Annotated in this window: 19 protein-coding genes and 1 tRNA gene; 9 read left to right on the forward strand and 11 right to left on the reverse strand. The window is 43.0% G+C overall.

Annotation, left to right across the window (positions count from 1 at the left end; genetic code table 11):
• Positions 1 to 4: 4 nt before the first annotated feature.
• The 4 genes from HC246_RS12720 to HC246_RS26405 all read left to right on the forward strand — a co-directional run bounded on the left by HC246_RS12720 (position 5) and on the right by HC246_RS26405 (position 3,462).
• Positions 5 to 1,318 (forward strand): EcsC family protein, encoded by a 1,314-nt coding sequence (locus HC246_RS12720; protein ID WP_169363711.1) that lies wholly within the window; start codon positions 5 to 7, stop codon positions 1,316 to 1,318.
• 166 nt (positions 1,319 to 1,484) lie between these two features.
• Positions 1,485 to 1,736 carry a type II toxin-antitoxin system Phd/YefM family antitoxin gene (locus tag HC246_RS12725; RefSeq protein WP_169363712.1) on the forward strand — a complete coding sequence of 84 codons (252 nt, stop codon included), beginning with the start codon at positions 1,485 to 1,487 and terminating at the stop codon, positions 1,734 to 1,736.
• Complete coding sequence (locus HC246_RS12730; RefSeq protein WP_211167699.1) at positions 1,723 to 2,151, forward strand: putative toxin-antitoxin system toxin component, PIN family; 429 nt, start codon at positions 1,723 to 1,725, stop codon at positions 2,149 to 2,151. The genes HC246_RS12725 and HC246_RS12730 overlap by 14 nt, the downstream gene beginning before the upstream one ends.
• A gap of 219 nt (positions 2,152 to 2,370) precedes the next feature.
• Positions 2,371 to 3,462, forward strand: coding sequence for a L,D-transpeptidase (locus HC246_RS26405; RefSeq protein ID WP_263972515.1), 1,092 nt, complete (start codon positions 2,371 to 2,373; stop codon positions 3,460 to 3,462).
• A gap of 28 nt (positions 3,463 to 3,490) precedes the next feature.
• On the opposite strand, the gene HC246_RS12740 is transcribed toward HC246_RS26405, so the two are convergent.
• Positions 3,491 to 4,273 carry an MBL fold metallo-hydrolase gene (locus HC246_RS12740; RefSeq protein WP_169363714.1) on the reverse strand — a complete coding sequence of 261 codons (783 nt, stop codon included), beginning with the start codon at positions 4,271 to 4,273 and terminating at the stop codon, positions 3,491 to 3,493.
• A gap of 40 nt (positions 4,274 to 4,313) precedes the next feature.
• Positions 4,314 to 4,913 (reverse strand): anthranilate synthase component II, encoded by a 600-nt coding sequence (locus tag HC246_RS12745; RefSeq protein WP_169363715.1) that lies wholly within the window; start codon positions 4,911 to 4,913, stop codon positions 4,314 to 4,316.
• Positions 4,914 to 5,050: 137 nt separating this feature from the next.
• Between HC246_RS12745 and HC246_RS12750 the strand changes: the two genes are divergently transcribed.
• A complete protein-coding gene (locus tag HC246_RS12750) occupies positions 5,051 to 5,965 on the forward strand; it encodes a tetratricopeptide repeat protein (RefSeq protein ID WP_169363716.1) in 915 nt (304 codons plus the stop codon).
• Here HC246_RS12750 and HC246_RS12755 read toward each other — a convergent pair.
• From HC246_RS12755 to HC246_RS12765, 3 genes are all read right to left on the reverse strand, one after another.
• Positions 5,951 to 7,183, reverse strand: coding sequence for a WD40 repeat domain-containing protein (locus tag HC246_RS12755; protein ID WP_169363717.1), 1,233 nt, complete (start codon positions 7,181 to 7,183; stop codon positions 5,951 to 5,953). The two genes, HC246_RS12750 and HC246_RS12755, sit on opposite strands and share 15 nt — an antisense overlap.
• A 138-nt stretch (positions 7,184 to 7,321) precedes the next feature.
• The gene (locus HC246_RS25905) at positions 7,322 to 7,636 is read right to left on the reverse strand and encodes a hypothetical protein (RefSeq protein ID WP_225902949.1); all 315 of its coding nucleotides are present in this window, start codon (positions 7,634 to 7,636) and stop codon (positions 7,322 to 7,324) included.
• 289 nt (positions 7,637 to 7,925) lie between these two features.
• Complete coding sequence (locus HC246_RS12765) at positions 7,926 to 8,798, reverse strand: 6-carboxytetrahydropterin synthase (protein ID WP_169363718.1); 873 nt, start codon at positions 8,796 to 8,798, stop codon at positions 7,926 to 7,928.
• Between the two features lie 182 nt (positions 8,799 to 8,980).
• Here HC246_RS12765 and HC246_RS12770 point away from each other — a divergent pair, with 182 nt between their 5' ends.
• On the forward strand, positions 8,981 to 9,856 hold the full coding sequence (locus tag HC246_RS12770; RefSeq protein ID WP_169363719.1) for an S-methyl-5'-thioadenosine phosphorylase: 876 nt from the start codon (positions 8,981 to 8,983) through the stop codon (positions 9,854 to 9,856).
• Between the two features lie 33 nt (positions 9,857 to 9,889).
• Here HC246_RS12770 and hemE read toward each other — a convergent pair whose 3' ends face one another.
• Entirely contained in the window at positions 9,890 to 10,927 is a 1,038-nt protein-coding gene (gene hemE, locus HC246_RS12775) for a uroporphyrinogen decarboxylase (protein ID WP_169363720.1), read from the reverse strand.
• Between the two features lie 466 nt (positions 10,928 to 11,393).
• On the opposite strand from hemE, the gene HC246_RS12780 reads away from it, so the two are divergent.
• On the forward strand, positions 11,394 to 11,714 hold the full coding sequence (locus HC246_RS12780; protein ID WP_404822271.1) for a c-type cytochrome: 321 nt from the start codon (positions 11,394 to 11,396) through the stop codon (positions 11,712 to 11,714).
• Between the two features lie 40 nt (positions 11,715 to 11,754).
• Here HC246_RS12780 and rph read toward each other — a convergent pair whose 3' ends face one another.
• Positions 11,755 to 12,471, reverse strand: a complete 717-nt coding sequence (rph, locus tag HC246_RS12785) for a ribonuclease PH (RefSeq protein WP_169363721.1) — start codon at positions 12,469 to 12,471, stop codon at positions 11,755 to 11,757.
• A gap of 10 nt (positions 12,472 to 12,481) precedes the next feature.
• Positions 12,482 to 13,954 carry a protein kinase domain-containing protein gene (locus HC246_RS12790; RefSeq protein WP_169363722.1) on the reverse strand — a complete coding sequence of 491 codons (1,473 nt, stop codon included), beginning with the start codon at positions 13,952 to 13,954 and terminating at the stop codon, positions 12,482 to 12,484.
• 210 nt (positions 13,955 to 14,164) lie between these two features.
• Between HC246_RS12790 and HC246_RS12795 the strand changes: the two genes are divergently transcribed.
• Together HC246_RS12795 and mtnA are read left to right on the forward strand one after the other, a co-directional pair.
• A tRNA-Lys gene (locus HC246_RS12795) sits at positions 14,165 to 14,236 on the forward strand.
• Between the two features lie 352 nt (positions 14,237 to 14,588).
• Positions 14,589 to 15,680 (forward strand): S-methyl-5-thioribose-1-phosphate isomerase, encoded by a 1,092-nt coding sequence (mtnA, locus tag HC246_RS12800; protein ID WP_169363723.1) that lies wholly within the window; start codon positions 14,589 to 14,591, stop codon positions 15,678 to 15,680.
• A gap of 38 nt (positions 15,681 to 15,718) precedes the next feature.
• Here the strand turns inward: mtnA and HC246_RS12805 are convergent, their stop codons facing one another.
• The 3 genes from HC246_RS12805 to HC246_RS12815 all read right to left on the reverse strand — a co-directional run bounded on the left by HC246_RS12805 (position 15,719) and on the right by HC246_RS12815 (position 18,675).
• Positions 15,719 to 15,943 carry a hypothetical protein gene (locus HC246_RS12805; protein ID WP_169363724.1) on the reverse strand — a complete coding sequence of 75 codons (225 nt, stop codon included), beginning with the start codon at positions 15,941 to 15,943 and terminating at the stop codon, positions 15,719 to 15,721.
• Between the two features lie 226 nt (positions 15,944 to 16,169).
• Positions 16,170 to 17,987 carry a S8 family peptidase gene (locus HC246_RS12810; RefSeq protein ID WP_169363725.1) on the reverse strand — a complete coding sequence of 606 codons (1,818 nt, stop codon included), beginning with the start codon at positions 17,985 to 17,987 and terminating at the stop codon, positions 16,170 to 16,172.
• A gap of 220 nt (positions 17,988 to 18,207) precedes the next feature.
• Positions 18,208 to 18,675 (reverse strand): QcrA and Rieske domain-containing protein, encoded by a 468-nt coding sequence (locus HC246_RS12815; RefSeq protein ID WP_169363726.1) that lies wholly within the window; start codon positions 18,673 to 18,675, stop codon positions 18,208 to 18,210.
• Positions 18,676 to 18,808: the final 133 nt, after the last annotated feature.

The following is an 18,808-nucleotide window of genomic DNA, read 5'->3' on the forward strand; positions in this document are numbered from 1 at the left end:
GAATATGACTAATCTGCCTGAGTCCGTTAACAATTCTCAGCCACAGGAAGAAATCTCTACAACTGAATCTGCAATTACTGTAACTACTGACAAGACAAAAAAAGGTAATTGGTTGAACGGGGCATTTGGTGCAGTTGCAGGAGCCGCAGGAGCAGTTAGTAATGTAGCTAATACGGTTGGAAGCACGGTTACTGGGGCGGCAAGTGTAGTAGGTGGTAATGTTGCGAGTGCTGCGGGAAATGTTGGCGGTGCGATCGTTAGTGCAGGTAGTGCAGTTGGTGGCATAGCAGGATCTTTTGGTAGTGCAGTTAGTGGAGCAGCAGTGGCAACCGTAGGATCAGTCGGTAGTGCAGTTGGTGCATTTACCCAGACAGTTAGTGGTGCTGTTGTTGGTGGAATTTCCTCGGCAACTAGTAGCACTGGATCTGCGATCGAGGGTGTTAGTAATAATCCTCTAATTCGTAAAGCTGCTGAGATCTTTAATGCTGATTGGTTCCTGAAAATATTAGATCAGGTAGATGTTACGGCATCAGAGGCTGAGGTAAAACGCTTAAAACAAAAATACCCCAATGAGTCAACCTATCAAATCTCGCAAAGAATCATTGGAAAAAAAGCTTTGTTTGCTGGTGCATCTGGATTTGCCACCACGATTGTCCCTGGTTCTGCCGCAGCATTGTTTGCAGTTGATCTGGCTGCCACAACTTCTCTGCAAGCTGAGATGGTTTATCAAATTGCCTGTGCCTACGGAATGGATCTTAAGGATCCAGCTAGAAAAGGAGAAGTAGTAGCAGTATTCGGATTAGCTTTTGGTGGCAAAATGTCAATCAAAGCAGGATTAGGCCTGTTACGAAATATTCCAGTTGCAGGAGCTGTGATTGCTGCAAGCTCTGAAGCAGTGATGCTTTACACCCTTGGACAGGCTAGTTGTGCTTTTTATGAGGCAAAGCTGAACCCTGTCAACTTTGAAGAAAAATTAGTAGATATCCAAAAAGATAGCGAAGAACGTTTAAAAAGTGCAATTCCACAAGAAAAGATCATTGATCAAATTCTCGTTCATGTGATCTTGGCAGGTAATCGAGGCAGAAGTAAAGAAAGTGTTTTGGCTGACTTGAAAGCGGCAAATCTTAGACCAGAATCGATTGATGTGATCGCTGAGTATATGGATTCACCACTTCCACTTGAGATGTTACTAAAGGACATCAAGCCAGAGTATGCTTTATCTTTGTTTGCCCAATGTCAGAACTTTGCAATGTTAGATGGCATTATGACTCCTGAAGAAGCCAAAGTAATTGACATGATTCATCAGAAATTCAGTTAAGAATAAAGCCTTTATCACTTTGATATATAAGCACATAGGATTAACTCTTCTGAGAATAATGATTCCAATTTAGAACCTATCGAACAATCATTTTGTATGGCGATCGCAGTCGTAGTTACAGACAAATTGTCTATTTTGTCTATAATGTAAGAAAAAGGGCAAATCTATGCAAATTGTTTCAGCAACAGAAGCCAAACAATCTTTTGGTTCAGTTATCGACAAAGCGCAGCGCGAGCCTGTAATGATCCGTAAACAAAATCGTGATGTCGCTGTAATTATGTCTATTGAAGACTATCAACGCATTACACGCATTAACATTGCAGAATTTCAACAATTTAGGGATAAAATTGGCAAAAAAGCTCAAAATCGTGGCTTAACAGAAGAAAAGTTAAATGAACTTTTGAATGATGATCAATAGTTCTATGCGTTTAGTGCTGGATACAAATGTCTTAGTCAGTGCAATTTTGTCTCCAAGCTCTATCTCAGCCAAAGTCTTGAATTGGGGAGAAGATAATGGCGTTATCTTATATTCTGATGCTACCCTCACTGAAGTTTTATCTGTTTTAGGACGCTCAAAATTTTCTAAATATATTGATCATGAAGATATTGATGGATTATCTATTCGTGTCAAAACAGTGTGGTTATTTGTCGAGATTTTAAATCAAGTTCAATTATGTCGCGATCCGAAAGATGATAAGTTTATCGACCTAGCACTAAATGGCAATGCTTCACATCTGATCACTGGAGACAATGATTTGCTTGTATTGAACCCAATTGCAAATACTTCAGTAATCAATCCACGTACTTTTGGGGATGAGATTATAAATCTTTAAAACAGCAGCAACCATGGCGGAATTAGATGATCTCGTTTTTCAGCAAAGCGATCGCGATTTTCCAAAATGACATGAAAAATTAGACAAGTGAAATGGGCAGATCTTGCAGATCTTCATATAGGGGCTTTGGGATGTAGGAGCTTTTTGATGCAATATGTTAGACTTCATAGCTACTTTGGATAATTAAGTCAACATTAAACGCAATAGCAATTGAAAATCATGAGAATGCGATCGCAAAATCAGCAACATCTTTTATCTGCTTTTGTGCGCGTTACCCTTGCTGCTGGAGCATTTTCCTTAATCTCACTAAATCTAGATCATACTCAAAGCATTGCATTGTCAAAAAATCTCGGGGCTTCAGAAACATCAACGAGATTTCTCTTCATTGACTTACAAAGCCATTGGGCACGCAAGTTCATCGAAGGATTATTGTCTAATCAAGCTTTAAGTAATGTTTTAGTAGCTCCTGACTCCATTAGTCAATTTCAGCCCGATCGCTCTGTTACTCGTGCTGAATTAGCCAACATCTTAGATATTGCCTTTGGTAATCGTAATTCTCCTAAAATTACTACCCGACTGAATGAGCCAGCTACTAAGGCAGAAGCTTTTGTGCTGGTTGCCCGTGAGCTAAATCTAAATAATCAGTCTGTCAAAACACCTCAGGCTTATTTACTATCAATGTACCGTGACGCTTCTCAGATTCCTGACTATGCTGTTCCTGCGATCGCGGCGCTGACAAATGAAGGGCTAGTTACAAATTATCCCGATCCACGCATTTTAGAACCTAAGGATATGCTCTCTAAAAGTGAACTAGCAGTTTTGCTTTATCAAGCACTTGCCTATCAGAAAAAACTGCCATTCTTGAAATCACCCTACACAATTAATCCCAATCGCCAATTGTGGGATCGTGAGCTAATGCAGGTAACAAGCCTCGAAGTCAGCATTAGTCGCCGTACTGTTACCGCTTTTCATGGCGAAATCCCCTTAAAAACCTATCCCGTTGCAGTTGGTCGTCAGGGTTGGAGTACCCCCATAGGCAATCATCGCGTTTTACAAACCATTGAATATCCTTCTTGGCAAAACCCTTTTACGGGAGAAGTGATCCCTAGCAAAGATCCCGAAAATCCACTAGGCGATCGCTGGATTGGCTTTTGGACAGATGGCAAAAACTGGTCGGGATTTCACGGCACTCCTAACCGTGCATCAGTGGGACAAGCTGCCTCTCACGGCTGTATCCGTATGTATAACGAGGATGTGCGCGAATTATTTAGTCAGGTGAATGTCGGTACTATGGTGAGAGTATCACCATAAAAACAGCGACTCCAAGAGCCGCCGTTTTCTATGACTTTAAGACCCGAATTACTGTACTTTGAGGAAGATTACTAGCGTTAATTTCTAAAATTGATCCTTCTAATTTCTTGATACTATCGCTAGGCATAAGCGCTAGAAATTCATCAATAGATGCTAGCTGGCAAGACTTACTGGATTTATCGGTACGATAATACACAGGAATAACAATACGCGGATTTAGTTCTTTGACGATCGCCTGTGCCTCGACTGGTGAATAGGCTTTTGCTTGTGAGGGGTCATTACCTTGTTCATTACCACCTATGGGCAAAATCAGTACATCAGGACGACCAATCAAAATTCTTTGAGACGCATTAATTGGTGCAGCCGCACTACCCAAGTGAACTATAAAAATACCAGATTGTTTCCATTTCCATGCCACATTGCGCCCAAACCGACGACCTCCAATGCGATCGTGCTCCATCGAGATTCCTTGTAGGTTAATCCCCTTTAGATTGTAGGAACCGGGTTCTGACAGAACACGTTGATTTTTAGGCAAATTCTCTAAATACCCTTCATCCAGTAGCCGTGAGCTAATCAAAACATAGTCAGATTCAGCTACGGGAGCAGGCAAATTAGCAGTACAGCCCGCAGGACGGAATGGATGCGTTAAGAACCTTACCCCATCTCCTGAGACTAAAAATGACAGATGCCCTAACCATTGCAATCTTAATGTTGAGTTAGTTTGTGAGTTAGCGGCATCAGCGATGATTCCTGCGGTAAATGCTGAAATGAGTCCACCTTGAGCGAGTCGAAGAATTTGTCTGCGGCGCATGTTGTTTAAAGTAATGATTTATTTTGAGCTAATTGATGGTTCAGACTGTGACGCTTAGTCCTTTTAAGAAGTTTCTCAGTAAGTCTTTGCCTGCCTCAGTCAAGATGCTTTCAGGATGAAATTGTACGCCTTGAATGTGAGGATATTGCTTGTGTCGGACTCCCATAATTATGTCATCTTCAGTCCATGCAGTCACTTCCAGTACATCAGGACAGTTCTGACGATCAATCACTAAGCTATGATATCGAGTCGCCGTGAATGGATTGGCTAGTCCTTCTAAAATGCCAACTCCTTTGTGATAAATTTGCGATGTCTTACCATGCATCAAGTAAGGTGCTGAGACCACCTTGCCGCCATACATCAAGCCCATACTCTGATGTCCAAGGCAAACCCCAAGAATCGGAGTCCGATCGCCAAGATCCTTAATAATATCTAGTGATACACCCGCCTCCTCAGGACGACCAGGACCTGGGGAAATTACGACTCCTGCGGGATTAAGTTGCTTGACTTCTTCAATATTTATTTCATCATTGCGCTTAACTAGGATTTCACCGAGGGCAGGAAATTCAGGGAGCAGTTCGCCCAGATATTGCACAAGGTTATAAGTAAAGCTGTCGTAATTGTCGATAACGAGAATCATGGTAACAGTTCTTGTATTTGTAAGGCTTTGGGCTGGAAGGCGATCGCCAATTTCTTACTCAATTTAGCCTTCTCAATTTAACATTAAGTGCTGTAATATTTGGGGATTCGACTGGCACTACCACGAAATTTGATTTTATGAAACCAGTTTTTGGCATTTTCGCATCAGTCTTAGTAGTCAGTACCTATGGGGCAGATATTGCGATCGCCCAAATACGCCAAAAACCACCCCAAAAGGTGCAGGTACAGCAACAAATTGTTGTGCCGCCCAATGAGACTGCCGATCAATTGTTGGAGCGGGGCAATGCCTATGTGCGTTTAGGAAATGTGGAGGGGGCTATTGTCATTTTTCGAGCGGCGATTAAGAAAAATCCTGAACTCACTGCGGCACACTATAATCTTGGGCTTGCCTATGCACAGGCAGGTAATCTGAAGGCAGCTATTTATTCTTTTCAACGAGCTACAAGACTTGATCCTAAGTTTGCGATCGCCTATAGCAATTTGGGTGCAGCTCAGTTACAGTCAGGCAATCCCGACCAAGCCATTCCCAATTTACAAAAAGCGATTAGCCTTGATCCGAATCTTTCCGTTGCCTATTACAATCTGGGGCTAGCCTTTAAGGAAAAAAAAGATATTAATAAGGCGATCGCTAATCTGAACCAAGCTCTAAAACTCAATCCTCAAGCCTCTGAAACAATTTATAACTTAGGCTTATTAATCCAAACTCAAGGGGATCTTCCTAAAGCGATTGCCTATTACTCTAAAGCTGTGCAGCTAAATCCTGAATATGCAGAGGCTTATTACAATTTAGGTGCAGCTTTGTTCATTCAAGGACAAACAGAACAGGCGATCTCACAACTTAGTAACGCTCTGCAATTTCGCAAGGACTACGCCGAGGCTTTTTATACATTGGGGGTAGCCCAAGCGAAATTAGGAAAGAAGCAAGAGGCAATTCAATCTTTTATCCAAGCACAAGCTTATTTTAATCAGCAAAAAAATGTGGCTTGGGCACAACAAAGCGATCGCCAAATTCAGAAATTACGCAGTGGTTAATGATAAGGGAATTCCCCAGATATGAATATTTGCATCTTCGCCTCCACTAATTAAAGTCTGTCCATCATGACTAAGTGCGATCGCATTAATAAGATTGATATGTCCATGCAGAACTTGAATTGGTGCACCTGTTTCTAAATTCCAAACTCGAATTTCTTTATAACTAGCACTAATTAGGGTTTTACCGTCACGACTAATGATCAGCGATTTCACCCAGCCCCAATGACCTTCAAGGGTGCGAACTGCTCTCCCTGTTTGCAAATCCCAAACCTTAATTCGTGTATCGAGACTGCCACTGACTAAGGTCTTTCCATCGGGACTAATTGCAAAGGAGAGAACTCTCGCGGAATGTCCGATAAATTCCCAACGGAGCTTGCCAGAAATAATATCCCATACACGAATGGTCGTATCCCAACTACAACTGGCGATCGCTTTACCATCGGGGCTAAGCGATACCGAATCCACGAGGCTAGTATGCCCCCTCAGGGTTTGAATTTCTCGACCAGTTTTAATGTCCCACAATTTAATCGTGGTGTCTTGGCTACCTGTAACTAGAGTCTTGCCATCGGGCGTAATTGCCACCGAATTGACATAACCAATATGTCCCGTTAAGGTCAGTAACTCCTTACCAGATCGCGCATCCCAAAGTTTAATCGTCTTATCGCGACTACCACTCGCTAAAATTCTGCCGTTAGCACTTAGAGCGATCGAAGTCACAATGTGAGTATGTCCACGAATTAAACCGATTTGTTTACTCTGTCTTTGATGAGAATTGTCTCCCCTGCCTAAATCCCATACCTTAATCGTGAAGTCAGCCCCAGCACTATATAAGATACGTCCATTTGCTGATAGTGCTAGAGTTGAGATCGACTCTTGATGCCCTCGGAGAGTATCGACAATATCAAATAGATGAAATTGGCTATAGTTCTCGACGATTTGACGGATATATGGCTCAGGTCTACGCCAGAGTAATAATAGGGCTGTACGTTGAACTTTGAGAGATTCATCTTGCAGACCTTGCAATATTAAATTTAAACCAGTTTCGCCATAATTTAGGGCTTCGCGTAGAGCCGAAATTCTAGGCGCGATCGCAGGACTAGCTAATCTTCTTTTGACTCCTTCAATTCCACCCAAAACAACCCCACCCAATGGCGGTGGTGCTTGACCTCCAAGGACGGCATCCTGTGATTTTGGTTGCTGATGATATTTTGAGATCATGGACTCAATATGTAGATTATTTCCTATCGAAATTTTTGATCAAAAGAAATACCCCAAGTTTTTAAAAGTGTTGTAAAGTAACACTTTTAAAAACTTGGGGATTTGGATTCGCTTGCAAATCACTGGACAAGATATGAACTAAATTTCTGTAAAAGTTACCGCACAGGTATTTGTGCCTTCTCCCATACCTTTGTGATAGAAAGTCAACTTGTAGTTAGGGAATTTCTGGGACTTCTGTACCATATCTGAGGCAATTAGCAATAAATGGCGATCGCTAGCTGGTAAGTGAAATAATCCCCGCTTAATACCCGTTTTGATGCCATCTTCAATTACCTCAGTCAATCGAGCAATTACCCGATCTAATTCGAGGCGATCGATAATAATTTCTTCGGGTTCATTATCTACAGAAGATTCTTCCTTAGAGTTGACCACAGGAGTATTTACTTCGGACATAATACGCAATTTTTGATTTGGAGATTTTGCACTTATGGACTTGCCATTAATTAAAGTACCTGTGGCTTCGACTCCGTTCAGCCAAAGTTTCAGCTAGCTAGCTGAGCGAAGTCGAAGCTAACTTTGGTAGGACATTTTTTATCCGCAAGAGCCTTAGGGTTCTGTAATTTAACAAAGAAGCAAGTTTTGATGGTGCAGCGCACCATCAAAACTTGCTTCTTATTTTACGGTGAAGCTCCTATTTGTTTTGTAATTTGATGACCAGTGCTAAGCAACACCCATCTAACAATTAAGCAGCCTTAGCAAGAGCTTCTTCTAAGGAATGTTCAATATCCGAAAGTTGATATTCTCCATAAACTTCACAGGAGTTATTGGGACTTTCAATTAGTTTGATGCTATGTAGTTTTGCCCCAATCTCGCGAATTGGCTGGGTGAGCACCTTTTGAATATAGACAGCAATATTTTCGGCAGTCGGTACAACTTCAGCAAAGTAGGGAATATCTTTATTGAGGAACGTATGATCCATCGGATCTAGTACATATTGATCGAGTGCCTTTTGGAAATCGCTCAAATCAGCAATCATGCCAGTACGAGGATCGATTTCACCAGAAATAGAAACCTCTAAATGGTAATTATGTCCATGACCATGAACCCGAGCACATTTGCCATAGATAGCAGTATTCTCTTCTAGAGAAAGTGTGTCTAGCGCGAGCCGATGGGCGGCGGAAAAGTGAGTACTAATCGTTAAATTTGCTTGCATGTCATTACCTTGATAATCAGCCCAGAGTTCAGGATGTTCGTATAAGCGAATATTGACCAATGGCAGGTGCGGAGCCAGACGCTGCCAAATCACACGGGCAATATTTTCAGTAGTGGGAAGGGTTTGTTGGAATTCTTCCCATACTTGGTTAAGGTAGGAAAAATTTAATTGCGTCGTGACTTCACGAGCAAGTGTATGCTTGACATCTGAAAGATTCAGCACCATGCCCGTATTGTCGATTTCCCCCTGCATCCCAACGTACAGAACATAGTTGTGACCGTGGGGCGGAAAGTTAGTACATGCACCGAATTTGGCATGATTTTCCTCATCTGGGATTTCGGGTAGCCAGTAGCGATGACTCGCAGAAAATTCGGCTCGGCGATTAATTACACATTTAGCCATCAGGAATAAGCCACCAAAGACAAGGTTTGATGAATTGTAAATTTATTTTAATAAGGTAACATTTTCAGCGATCGAATCAAAATTTGTAGTCATGCTTTGTCTCTATAGATATATAGATATGGTATTTTCAGTTCCAGACACTTCTCGCAAAATTTGCAAAATTTGCAAAATCCCTAAGAACTATGACAGTTAATGCACAGATTGGCATTATTGGTGGCAGTGGACTCTACAAAATGTCTGCCCTAACTGATATTCAAGAAATTAATATTGATACTCCCTTTGGCAAAACTTCTGATGCCTTTATCTATGGCAAGCTTGCAGGGACACCCGTAGTATTTTTAGCGAGACATGGGCGATCGCACCATTTGCTACCAACTGAAGTTCCCTATCGCGCCAATATCTATGCCCTGAAAAGTCTAGGCGTGGAATACATTATTTCTGCTTCGGCGGTTGGATCTTTACAGGAATATGCCAAGCCTCTTGATATTGTGTTGCCTGATCAGTTTATCGATCGCACCACTAGCCGCACATCAACATTCTTTGGTGAAGGCATTGTTGCTCATGTTGCCTTTGGCGAACCCATTTGTAAGTCGCTCCTATCAGTTGTTGCCTCTGCCGCCGAAAGCATTGATTTAGGTCGCAACAAAGTTCATAAGGGTGGTATTTATCTCTGTATGGAGGGGCCGACTTTCTCTACTAAGGCAGAATCTTTGCTCTATCGTAGCTGGGGCGCTAAGGTAATTGGCATGACTAATCTCACTGAGGCAAAGCTCGCCCGTGAAGCGGAAATTGCCTATGCTACGATCGCTTTAGTGACCGATTATGATTGCTGGCATGATGATCATGAAAGCGTCACCGTAGATATGATTATCCAAAATTTACAAAAAAATGCGGTTAATGCCCAACAGGTAATTCAAAATGCTGTGGCAAAAATTGCCGCGAATCCACCAAAGTCAGAAGCCCATCATGCTCTCAAAACTTCAATCCTGACCGATTTGAGTAAGGTATCTGACGCAAGTCGCGATCGCCTAAAAGAAATTTTGCAAAAGTATCTCTAATAAAAAAGGCGGCGCATAGCGCCGCCTTTTTTATTAGTAGCTAAGTCCTTTAACAGTCTCGAAGAAAAATCTGGCGTTATCTTCGGGAGTGGTGGAGAGAATGCCATGTCCGAGGTTCATGATGTGACCCTTGTTACCAGCCTTCTGTACTACTTCGAGAATGCGATCGTGAATATAGCTCTGATCCGCATAAAGTACACAGGGATCAAGGTTGCCTTGGACAGGAATATCACGACCAATGCGATCGCGGGCATCAGCAAGATCCACAGTCCAGTCAACACTAACGATATCTACACCAGACTTCGGCATCAGGTCAAGCACACCCGCACTACCACTAATATAGAGAATCATTGGGGTGTTGGGATATTTCGCCTTTACCTTATCCACAACCATCTTTTGGTAAGGCAGCGCAAAGGTTTTGTAATCAGTTGGGCAGAGATGTCCAGCCCAAGAATCAAACATCTGCACCACTTGAGCGCCACACTCGATCTGGTGGATTACATAAGTACCGATCATTTCGGCGATCTTAGTCAAAAAGCTATGGATAATCGCAGGCTCTTTGTATGCCATCGCCTTGATTGTGGAATAGTCCTTAGAACCTTTGCCTTCAACGGAATAGGCTGCTAATGTCCAAGGTGCGCCCACAAATCCAAGAATGGTCGCTTGATCTTTAACTTCTTCTTTGATTGCGGTCAGAATCTTGCGAATGAAGGGGACGGCAGTATCGGGATCAAACTCTGTAAGTGCGTCAACTTGGGCTTGAGTCCTGATAGGTGACTCAATAATTGGTCCTCTACTTTCGATGATGTCAAAGTTAATGCCGATACCTGTGAGGGGGGTGAGGATATCGGAGAACATAATCACGCCATCGGGTTGGAAAGCGCGAAATGGTTGCAAAGAAATTTCGGCGGCTAATTCAGGGATTTCCGAACGCTCTCTAAATGTTGGGTATTTGTCGCGCAGATCTCTATACACCTTCATGTATCTTCCTGCTTGGCGCATCATCCATACTGGTGGACGATCCACTGCTTCACCTCTTGCTGCCCGTAGCAAGCGATCATTTCCTCCCATAATTAACTCTTTCCTATGTTTTAAATTTTTCTTATTATTGTGCTTTTGAATTATAGAACGTGACGTACCAGACATAACTAAAGTAAATAGGAGCGCTTTGCCCCGCTATTGGCGCTACTCTGGCTAAATCCTAGAGGAGGTCATCGGTTCATGCCGAAATTTAGGCTTTATTTAATTTCTAATTGTGATTTGATTCCTTATACTTTTTTTAAGATATGTTATTAATACTTAAGCTGAGAAAGTTTCAGAGTTATAGATTGCTGTGCGCTGTAACACATGCCTAACCTCTAGTAAGCTATTGATACTGTCTAAGTAAAGGTTTCAGCTAAGCTGATCGCTAGGTTTAAAAACTGTGATTAAAGAAGGGGCAAATTTGACAAAGGACACTGATGTGTTAAAGGACAAGGCATCAGAGATAACATTGCCATATGCTGAGGCGAACACACCTCAGAAAAACTTTGTGGCGATCGCGATCGCTTTTGTAATCGTAGCGATCGTAAGTATTCTCTGGCTATTACGTCCACCGCTCGACCCATATACACAGTCAGTACTTAGCCTGTCAGGAGATCCCGTACAGGGACGATCAATATTTGTGATGAACTGTGTGGCTTGTCATGGACAATGGGCAAATGGCAAAGTAGGCCCAAGTTTGCACGGAGTGTCCGAACGTAAGTCCGATGCCAAACTAGTCCAACAAGTGGTTAGCGGCGAAACACCACCAATGCCACAGTTTCAGCCAAGTCCACAGGATATGGCAGATTTACTAAGTTATTTAAAGCAACTATAAGAAAGAAAAAAGGGAGCGCGACGCGCTCCCTTTTTTTTAGCTAACAGCTAAGTGCTAACAGCTCCTTAATTCCCTTATCTGCTACATCCAGCATCTGATCTAGTTGCGATCGCGAAAATGTATCAGATTCTCCAGTACCTTGCACCTCAACTAGCTTGCCCGTACTATCCATCACCACATTCATATCGACGCTAACTGCCAAGTCTTCTTGGTAATTTAAGTCCAAAATAGGCTTGCCATCAATTAAGCCAACGGAGACAGCCGCAACAGCATTGCGAATTGGCGATCGCTCAATTTTCCCTTCTGCCATTAAGCGATCGCAAGCTGCCTTAAGAGCGATAAATCCCCCTGTGATCCCCCCTGTGCGCGTACCGCCATCGGCTTGTAGGACATCAATATCTACGGTAAAGGTGTAATTAGCGATCGCGGTCATATCTAGGGCAGCTCTAAGACTACGCCCAATTAACCTTTGGATTTCTTGAGTACGACCTGATAGTTTGGCAAATTCACGCTGTTGACGGGGAATGGTGGACGCAGGCAACATCCGATATTCCGCAGTAAGCCAACCTTGATTGCTCCCCATGAGAAACTTGGGCACACCCTCATCAATTGATACAGTGCAGATTAATTGGGTATCACCAAATTTTGCCAATACTGATCCCGCAGGTGCTTTGGTAAATGGTTGTTGTAAGTGAATGGGGCGCAGTTGATCCCATGCTCTACCGTCGGGACGTTGAAAATCGGATGAATTACTCATAGTTACTCAATTATTTCTTTTTGGGTTTCGGCTTTCTTTCTAGCAGGGCCCGACTTTGTCTGACAAAAGGAAAGTCGGGCTTAATTTCAAGTGCTTTATCATAGGCAGCGATCGCCTCATTATCACGATCCAGTTTTGCTAGAGAAAATCCTTTAGCAGCCCAAGCATCAGCATTATTGGGTTCTAGCTTTAAGGCTTCTTCGATCTTGACTAGGGCTTCCTGTGGTTTATCGTTACGATTGAGCAAGATTGCCTGAGCAAGCAGTTCTTCGGCAGACTTATTAGGGCTAGCGGTTGATAGATTGGGACTAGGAATTGGTAAGGGAGGAGGGGGCGAAGGTAGAGGAATCGTGATAGAAGCAGTAGGAACTTCTGTTTTGGTGGGTGTATGCGTTTTCGAGATCGCCACAACTGATGAGATGGCAGCAATAATCCCCGCAATGATCGCTAATTTTTTCCAAGGATAGGCCTTTTGTTGCTGGAGCTTACTGACATTGGTAGAGTTAAACCGACTTACGCTAGGAGATGCCTGCGTATTTGTGGGTATATCAGTTGATTGGACGATCGCTTGGGGCGAAGTAATAATTGTGGAACTGTTATTAGCATCTACATTAGGATGGCTACTAATTAGCGTTGGTAAGTCATGCTCATTAATGCTAGATAGAGCAGCGATCGCTGTTAAGACTTCTTGGGCAGTTTGGTAGCGTTGACGAAAGTCGTAGCGCACCATTTTATCGAGGATATCGAGAAATTGCGGTGAATAGTTGCCCTGTACATGCTCACGCCACATTAATTCCGCAGTTTCAGGATGCTCACCAAACAAGCGCGGCTCAGCCCCTGTGATTGCCTGAATGCCGATCATCCCCACTGCATAAATGTCACTACTAAAGCGCGGCTTGCCATTGACCTGCTCGATTGGCATATATCCGGGGGAACCGATCGCGATCGTCAGATTTGTATTTCCCTGAGAGTCCCCCGCTAAGCCATTAATTTCCTTAACTGCACCAAAGTCAATCAGCACAATTTGACGATTTGCCTTGCGCCGAATTAAATTGGCAGGCTTGATATCTCGATGCACTATGCCCCGTTCGTGCACAAATACCAATATTTCTAAAATCTCTTGCAATAGGGCAATGACTACAAACTCAGGCGATCGCTTGCCATTGCCGATCTCTTTAGTCAGATCTGTGCCATCGGCAAATTCTTGGACTAAATAAAATTCTTCGCCTTCCTGAAAGTGGGCAAGTAAGCGCGGAATGCGATCGTGCGAACCCAATGAGTAAAGCATTTCTGCTTCTTTATCGAAGAGTCGCTTAGCGGTTTCCAGCACAAAAGGCTCACGGGAAATCGGCTTAAGCTGCTTGACCACACAGGTGGGATGGGTAGGTAGGTCAATATCTTCCGCGAGATAGGTTTGCCCAAAGCCACCACCACCAAGGTGACTAATAATCTTGTAATGCCCTCTAAGTATGGTATTTAACACATTTACTCTATGGGTTATTGATAAAAATTTATAGCCATTATCGCAAAGACTCAAGCATTAGGGACGCGAAAGAAAATAAAGAACCAGATTTTTTGTGGCGTGGCTTTGCCACGCCACAAAAAATCTGGTTCTTTATTGAAATTTTGTTATGGATTTATGCAAACATTTGCTAATATATAAATCGCTCTGAAATCGAGCAAGCAAAACAACGGGTGACTGGCGCAGTGGTAGCGCATCGGACTCTTAATCCGCTGGCCCTGGGTTCGAATCCCAGGTCACCCATTTTTAAAGTAGCAAAATCCCAATCATCATGATTGATCATAGTGATTAAGGACATGTAGGAAAATAAGGAACCAAATTTCTGTGGCGCGGCGAAGCCGCGCCACAGAAATTTGGTTCCTTATTAAATCGCAGGATCCTTAGGTACTTCAATTCCTATAAATGATTGGTTTGAGCATAAGGAACTAGAAAGTTTTAGAGTTTGGATAGAAGACTTTATTTATATTTAAGTGATCGCACCGTAAATGTAGTGATAGGTGATTGCAAAATGGCAAATAAATTTGCGCTGAGGATGCACTTAGAGCATGATTGAGAAATAATCGCTCTATTGTCCGAGGATTTCCGAGGAGAAATTATGAATTCTACATATAAGGCATTTTGGCTAGAAGCAGGCGATCTCGTTGTGATTGACCAAACCCAACTTCCTTTTAGCCTAGTCACTAAGACCCTCAAAACTAGCGCTGATGCTACACTTGCTATTAAAGATATGACTGTGCGCGGTGCAGGCGTAATCGGTAATGTTGCCGCCTTCGGGGTGTACCTTGCCGCTAGGGAAAGCAAGGGTGATCTTGTCAAAATTAAAGAACTTGCCGCAGTGATTCGTCTTGCTCGTCCTACCGCCGTAAACCTGATGTGGGCAGTCGATCGCCTACTCTCCGTATTAGAAAAAGCTGCTACTCAAAACCAAGATATAGTAGAAGTTGCCCTCAAAGAAGCGATCGCTATTGCCGATGAAGATGTGGTTGGTACACGCAATATTGGTAAATATGGCTGTGAACTCATTGAAGCGATCGCTAAAACTAAACCTAAGGGCGAACCCGTAAATATTCTCACCCATTGCAATGCAGGATGGTTAGCGATCGTCGATCGCGGTAGTGCCTTAGCACCAATTTATGAAGCTAACGAGAGGGGAATTAATGTTCATGTATGGGTTGATGAAACTCGTCCCCGTAATCAGGGCGCGAATTTGACCGCATGGGAACTCGGACAATCGCAGATTCCACATACATTGATTGCTGATAATACGGGGGGGCTATTAATGCAATATGGCAAGGTCGATCTCTGCATTGTTGGAACTGATCGCACTACCCGTAGTGGTGATGTCGCGAATAAAATCGGTACATATCTCAAGGCTCTTGCCGCTTTTGACAATCATGTTCCATTTTATGTAGCCCTGCCAAGTTCCACTTTTGATATGCAGATTTCTGATGGTGTGAAAGAAATAGCGATCGAAACTCGTAGCGCTGATGAAGTTCTCTATCTGCAAGGGCTACAGGATGATGGTGCGATCGGTAGAGTCCGTGTTGCGCCTTTAGAAACCACTGCGTTAAATTATGGATTTGATATCACGCCTGCGCGACTAGTCACAGGCTTGATTACTGAGCGCGGTATTTGTGATGCGGATGAAACATCAATCTCGGCTATGTTTCTCGATTTGATTCCATAATTAAAAAGGTGCTTTTGCACCTTTTTAATTATGGTTAATTATGAAATTTGGAAATCTTCGATTTCGATTACATCACCGATCGCTGCCATCGTCATCACATCATCACGCACCTTGGCTGTAACACTGACTTTCAATCCCTCTTGCAAAATCTCTTCGGGAGCAGGTTGCCAAATCTCATATTGCTCATCGGTCACGGTCATGATCGCCCAAGTGCCTGTCCCAATATCGATATATTCTATAGTCCCAGTAATTTGAATGGTCATCTTCTTTTAGGAGTTGTAAATTTGTTCTCAGAATTATTGCTATAGAAATTTTCATTGTGTCGTGTGCAAAATAGAAACTTCTATAGCAATCCTAAATCATTGGTAAAAAATAGGGCTTCGACTTCGCTCAGCCAACAACATATACAGATGGCTGAGTACAGATGACTGAGCGGAGTCGAAGCCATCTGTACTCATTTGTTTGCGATATATCAATGATTCTGAAGGGTTAAATAGTGGCAGTTTCTGACTTAATCGATAGATAGGCGCAACCGAAACAGAGGATGGCATTAACACTGAGAAATGCGATCGCAGGTAGACCTTCACCAATCCACATCATTTGAGGAGCTAACACTGCACTAGTGGCTAAGCAAGCGGAAGTTCCAATCGATGCTCCCATCGCGAACCATTTCCATTGAGGATGTCCCAAGAGAATGACTAAGAGTCCCAATGGTAATAGCACACTTGCCGTAATTGGGTTGAGTGCATTGGTATTAGAAAACGCATTACCTAATTCAGGAAGAGAACTTCCTGCAATGCGGAAAGGCATTTGGGTAATATCAAATAGATAGAAACCTCTCAGGAAAAATAGACCTGCACCACCAAAGAAGATTCCATTCGTAAAAGCCCAATTCCATCGAAAAGGCAACCAGCGATTGATCAACCATGCGAGTAAATAGGAACCAATCACCATAATTAGCTTCGGAATTAAAGCGATCGCACCACCATCAATCCAAAAACGAGGACTCAAGTAGCCATTATCTCTTGCCCAGCGTAAGAAATCAGGAATTCCCAATTGTCCTTGCGAAGCCAAATTCACAGCCGCCGCCGCATTGAGATGACCTGCTCCATAGTAATTAAGCGTATCATCATCAACCTTGCGTGAAGACTGTTTGAGAACTTGCATTACCTTCTCTGGATCTTTCACTCCTGAGGCTTCGATCAGAGCAACGACACCCGCAACGTGAGGAGATGCCATACTAGTTCCCTGAAAAGAACGAAATACGGATTCCTTAGTTTTTGGGTCAATCGTATTTTGTAAAATGCCCCCTGACATATCACCTTTCTCGCCATTCTTGCCCTTTGCGATCGCGCCTCCTGGGGCTGAGATATCAATACCTGCACCGTAATTAGAATAGGGAGCTTTCTCGCCAGTGGAACTGGTTGCGGATACGGCGATTACCTTGGGATAGCGAGCGGGATAGAAGGCAGCATTACGATTGGAGTTACCTGCTGCCGCGACGATAGTTACACCTTTTTTGTAGGCATAGTCGATCGCACTTTGCATGAGCTTACTTTCGCCACCACCACCGAGGCTCATATTAATTACATTCGCGCCATTATCCGCCGCAAAAATAATTGCCTCTGCAATATCGGAAATTGTGCCCCCACCTGATGCGGAAAGTACCTTCAGTGGCATGATATTGGCTTCGTAGGCAATTCCTGCTACCCCAAAGTTATTATTCGTTGATTGAGCGATCGTGCCTGCTACATGGGTTCCATGCCCATTGTCATCACTTGCATCTTCGCGATCGTTAACAAAATCGTAACCCTTAACAAAATTAGTATTCTTTAAATCGTCAACTTTGCTTACGCCTGTATCAATGACCGCAACAGTAATCCCTTTGCCTTTAGTCTTTGCCCATGCTTTCTCGACATCGATCGCCTTGAGATTCCATTGATCTTTATACATAGGATCGTTAGGAGTTGTGCCACCAAAGAAGTCCATAGAATAGACATAGTTTGCCTCGACATATTCCGTCAGTTCCTGTAGCTCCTTTGACTGTTTTAGCTTTTCGAGGACTTGAGTATCACCTTTGACAATATAAAGGTTATCTCCCTTAGAAAAAGCACTATTAAACTTCGGCTCGATACCGTATTTTGAAGCGATCGCCTTCAGTTCGCGATCGACCTGAGCAGGAGATAGGGTATCCCGAAAGTTTAATACCATGGAGTCAAATTTACCTTCGCCTGCTAAGCCTCGGTAAGTTGACAATGCCCAAAATAAACCTGCAAAAAATAAGCAAGCGAGCAGAAATTTTTTCATAACTTAAAAACCTCGATCTCAAGTCCCTAGTCGCTATTTTTATCATATAGTGATTTTCATTTTGCCGTAAGCAAAATGAAAACTCACAACTCTTACTAGGACTGATTCTTTGGATAGTACTAAATAGGTAAGGATGGGCGGCGCGAAGCGCCGCCCATCCTTACCATAGCTCTTATGTAATGAATTACATCACAGGGTGAGGTGATTCATTGCATAAGAGCTATGTACTAACTACTACCTGTCCTTTATCAATTTTGGCAGTGTAAGTTGGTAGTGGTTTCTTCGCAGGTTTTTCAAGAACTGCTCCATCGGGAGCAAACTCAGCATCATGACAAGGACAAACATAAGCTTTTTTGTCAGCTTTCCAAAGCACGGTGCAGCCCTTATGGGTGCAGGTGGGGTTGACTGCTAATAGACTATCCTTGTTCTTAGGATCGCGGATGACGGCTATTTGTTTGTCAGATGAGACTAATACGCCATCCTTATCAAGCTGAGCAACTGCACCGATCTCTTTAAAATTTTTGCTAGGGGTCGCAGCGACACTTTCGGGTGCAGATTTAGCTGGCGAAGCTGATGTAGGGGGAGCTGATGTGGTGGGATTAGAGTCAGTACAACCTAGTAATGATGATGGAAGTAAACTCACTAACCATCCTAAGCCAAACCAAGAAAGTAACTTACGGCGATCCATATTTTTTCTCTATAGTTCTCTATATCGTTGTGAAGTGTGATGTAGAAGCTCAAACAACAAAAGTTATCTCACTAGACTGGGAAAAGCTATAAGAGTTTCCCAGTCTAGTGATAGGTTTGTTTTCCGACTTCGG

It is taken from the genome of Pseudanabaena yagii GIHE-NHR1 (assembly GCF_012863495.1).
Classification (GTDB): domain Bacteria; phylum Cyanobacteriota; class Cyanobacteriia; order Pseudanabaenales; family Pseudanabaenaceae; genus Pseudanabaena; species Pseudanabaena yagii.

What these genes read in the sequence shown, in the direction of transcription:
- HC246_RS12815 (WP_169363726.1), bottom strand. Translation starts at nt 18,675, where the DNA reads ATGGATCGCCGTAAGTTACTTTCTTGGTTTGGCTTAGGATGGTTAGTG.
- HC246_RS12720 (WP_169363711.1), top strand. Translation starts at nt 5, where the DNA reads ATGACTAATCTGCCTGAGTCCGTTAACAATTCTCAGCCACAGGAAGAA.
- HC246_RS12730 (WP_211167699.1), top strand. Translation starts at nt 1,723, where the DNA reads ATGATGATCAATAGTTCTATGCGTTTAGTGCTGGATACAAATGTCTTA.
- HC246_RS12755 (WP_169363717.1), bottom strand. Translation starts at nt 7,183, where the DNA reads ATGATCTCAAAATATCATCAGCAACCAAAATCACAGGATGCCGTCCTT.
- HC246_RS12765 (WP_169363718.1), bottom strand. Translation starts at nt 8,798, where the DNA reads ATGGCTAAATGTGTAATTAATCGCCGAGCCGAATTTTCTGCGAGTCAT.
- HC246_RS25905 (WP_225902949.1), bottom strand. Translation starts at nt 7,636, where the DNA reads ATGTCCGAAGTAAATACTCCTGTGGTCAACTCTAAGGAAGAATCTTCT.
- HC246_RS26405 (WP_263972515.1), top strand. Translation starts at nt 2,371, where the DNA reads ATGAGAATGCGATCGCAAAATCAGCAACATCTTTTATCTGCTTTTGTG.
- HC246_RS12770 (WP_169363719.1), top strand. Translation starts at nt 8,981, where the DNA reads ATGACAGTTAATGCACAGATTGGCATTATTGGTGGCAGTGGACTCTAC.
- HC246_RS12750 (WP_169363716.1), top strand. Translation starts at nt 5,051, where the DNA reads ATGAAACCAGTTTTTGGCATTTTCGCATCAGTCTTAGTAGTCAGTACC.
- HC246_RS12805 (WP_169363724.1), bottom strand. Translation starts at nt 15,943, where the DNA reads ATGACCATTCAAATTACTGGGACTATAGAATATATCGATATTGGGACA.
- mtnA (WP_169363723.1), top strand. Translation starts at nt 14,589, where the DNA reads ATGAATTCTACATATAAGGCATTTTGGCTAGAAGCAGGCGATCTCGTT.
- HC246_RS12745 (WP_169363715.1), bottom strand. Translation starts at nt 4,913, where the DNA reads ATGATTCTCGTTATCGACAATTACGACAGCTTTACTTATAACCTTGTG.
- hemE (WP_169363720.1), bottom strand. Translation starts at nt 10,927, where the DNA reads ATGGGAGGAAATGATCGCTTGCTACGGGCAGCAAGAGGTGAAGCAGTG.
- HC246_RS12740 (WP_169363714.1), bottom strand. Translation starts at nt 4,273, where the DNA reads ATGCGCCGCAGACAAATTCTTCGACTCGCTCAAGGTGGACTCATTTCA.
- HC246_RS12810 (WP_169363725.1), bottom strand. Translation starts at nt 17,987, where the DNA reads ATGAAAAAATTTCTGCTCGCTTGCTTATTTTTTGCAGGTTTATTTTGG.
- HC246_RS12725 (WP_169363712.1), top strand. Translation starts at nt 1,485, where the DNA reads ATGCAAATTGTTTCAGCAACAGAAGCCAAACAATCTTTTGGTTCAGTT.
- rph (WP_169363721.1), bottom strand. Translation starts at nt 12,471, where the DNA reads ATGAGTAATTCATCCGATTTTCAACGTCCCGACGGTAGAGCATGGGAT.